Source organism: Vibrio fujianensis (assembly GCF_002749895.1).
Taxonomy (GTDB): Bacteria; Pseudomonadota; Gammaproteobacteria; order Enterobacterales; family Vibrionaceae; genus Vibrio; species Vibrio fujianensis.
The window spans coordinates 1-2517 of the sequence record NZ_NBUS01000041.1; the positions used below are offsets into that span (position 1 = coordinate 1).

Below are 2517 nucleotides of genomic sequence, written 5' to 3' on the forward strand. Positions count from 1 at the left end.
TATAAAAAATAAACGGATGATACCAAGTGGATCAGTTTTCGATGATCGTTAGTGGATCAGTTTTGCATGATCGGTGACAGTATTTGCCAAGGATGATATTGGCCAGCAAGCTTTCTGTGGCGAAGCTTTTAGGGATGATGCTTATCGGTGCGGGTTGTTGGTGAATGTGGCTTTTTTCAGCCTGTTGTTCACACTGACGACAGGCGTATTTAGGACGAACATATTCCAACACTTTCAATACAGCGGGTGTGAACTCCAACTTTTCACTGCGGTCTTCGCCGATTTTATGCAGAGCGTGTTGGCAGCATGAGCACTGCTTGTCGTGCTCATCTAGGTCAAGCTCGATGATTTCACGTGGCAAGTCTTTAGGAAGCGGTTGACGTTTACCACGACGTTTAATGGTCGTCGTTGTGGTGGTGATAACCTCATCTTCCGCTTTCGCCGCTTCACATTCTGCCTCATTAAAGAGGTCACCCTGTGCTTCGTTATATGGCTTTAACGCTTCCGAGCGTTTGGCGAACTGGCGGTCAAGGGCGAGCTTAAACTGCTCAATTAAGGATTGGCGCTCTTGTTGCCATTGCGCTTCCTTCTTTTTTAGCTCATTTTTCTCCGACATCAACGCTTTCACCATAGCTTGAAGCTCGGCGATGTCTTGGCTTTCTGGGTTCATATCGGGCGTCTTTTTCATGGCATTGATTATACTAAAAATACCACGACAAGGCTTGGTATAACTGACTTTTATTGAAGTTAACTCATTGTAAAGTTGTCTATTTTTATCGTTTTATGGCCGATTATCGTGAAGCCAGATAACAGTCTATCTAAGTCAAGTTGAGTCAGGGTGTAGACCTGCTTTTTCTCTTGAGTGGGCCATTTGAATTTGGCTTTTTCGAGCCGTTTGTACCATAGGGCAAAGCCCGTTTTATCCCAGTACAACACTTTGACTTTGTCGCGTTGTTTATTGGTAAACAGGAATAGCGCACCTGTCCCGAGCGGCAAATCGGTTTCGGACTCGATAATCGCCGCTAGGCCATTAATGGATTTTCTAAAATCCACGAACTCTCGATACAGGTAAACATTCGGGGCGTTCAACATTCGTTTCATGACCGTGCTCCGATTAACTCTGCCAGATACGAGGCAGGTGTCCCCTGTGGAATGCTGAGTTCAGCGTCATTAATAAATAATGTCATGTTGGCGACGGGGGTTTGAGTTACTTGGTAGCGAGTCGTTTTTTCGATAACTTCTGCTTTAACAAAACCACCGATATTGGTGGTTTTCGTGGTTTGTAACTGCTGGCGTTTGGCATAAAAAGTAGACAGACTTAACCCGTTACGCTCACAGAAGACACGCTGGGATAAATGACTGGATTGGTATTTTTCAAACAGGGTTTGCCATTCTTGGTCGGTACGTCGTTTTGCCATTTCAGATCTCCTTATGGTTGGAGATTTGATCGTATAGCGTGCTGAGGTTGATTAGAATACGGTGTTTATGATGCGCTTACCTTACATTAAAAGAGAACATGAAGACCAAACCTACCGTGATTTATTCTGGCAGGCAATGTAGCTTGTTTTGAAAGATGAGGCAATGAGGGCTGAGATAGGAAATAGGATTGAGCATTTTTACATAATAAATCGCTTTTGATTACATATAGAATGCAACGCTTGATAAAAATGCTATCCGTTGTGGCTATATATTAAAAGATTGCTCTATGAATACTTCTCCATAATCATCTGTTTATACGACTTGTTCTGCAGTGCAACCTTTGTCAATCCGAAGCGATTAGCTAAAGTTTCAAGTTCTGATTTATATGTTGAGAGCATTAATTCGTCATCTGTCATTATAGCGAACTCTGCAAAGTCACCAATCCCATCTAAAGAGTCTACTGTAATATGAAACTTGCCAACAAAGTAAATACTGCGAACTTTCTCTGCTTTTAAGGTAACTTCATAGCCCATAGTTTTAAGCATGCTTATCGCTGTTATTTCATCATTTATATTAGTCGCTTCACATCGGTCTGCTTCTGGCCCTTTCACAATCCATAGTTTAATGCCTGAAGGCTCCATTTTTCGAATACAAAGACTCTTGTTCTGCGCATATAATGCTTTATCAGGAGTATCAAAATACCAATCAGACTCCAAGTTGTCTTGAAGCATAATTTCGTGGGGAATATGGTTCAAAACTTCTAAGAAATTAGCTTTTGACACAAGGCGATACTTTAGCTCGACCTCGTATTTACCATGAAAATGATCATTATTCATCTGTTAACTCAACTTAAAAAATAAGAGCTTACCACAAAAGAAAAGTTCTAAATATAACAAGATGCATAATGCATCCTATGCAATTGATTTGTAGCGCTTAAAAGTGCAATAGCCTTTTAGGCGAGACAACTTGGAAACTGTTACTGCAAGTACTCTGTAAACAAAGTTACACCAAAGAAAATGAGAACTATACCAGCCACTCTTTCTACGATGTGTATGACCGCTTTCAAGTGTTTCTGAACTCTAGGACGACCGATTGAAG

Annotated in this window: 3 protein-coding genes and 1 pseudogene; all 4 read right to left on the minus strand. The window is 41.3% G+C overall.

Annotated features, from left to right (window positions below; translation table 11 throughout):
* Positions 1-79 precede the first annotated feature (79 nt).
* Positions 80-688: pseudogene (locus B7C60_RS07335) on the minus strand (transposase domain-containing protein); the annotation flags it as partial.
* A gap of 59 nt (positions 689-747) precedes the next feature.
* On the minus strand, positions 748-1101 hold the full coding sequence (gene tnpB / locus B7C60_RS07340) for an IS66 family insertion sequence element accessory protein TnpB (RefSeq protein WP_099611098.1): 354 nt from the start codon (positions 1099-1101) through the stop codon (positions 748-750).
* Positions 1098-1418 (minus strand): IS66 family insertion sequence element accessory protein TnpA, encoded by a 321-nt coding sequence (gene tnpA / locus B7C60_RS07345; RefSeq protein ID WP_099611099.1) that lies wholly within the window; start codon positions 1416-1418, stop codon positions 1098-1100. The genes tnpB and tnpA overlap by 4 nt, the downstream gene beginning before the upstream one ends.
* 285 nt (positions 1419-1703) lie before the next feature.
* Positions 1704-2255 (minus strand): class IV adenylate cyclase, encoded by a 552-nt coding sequence (locus tag B7C60_RS07350; RefSeq protein WP_099611100.1) that lies wholly within the window; start codon positions 2253-2255, stop codon positions 1704-1706.
* Positions 2256-2517: the final 262 nt, after the last annotated feature.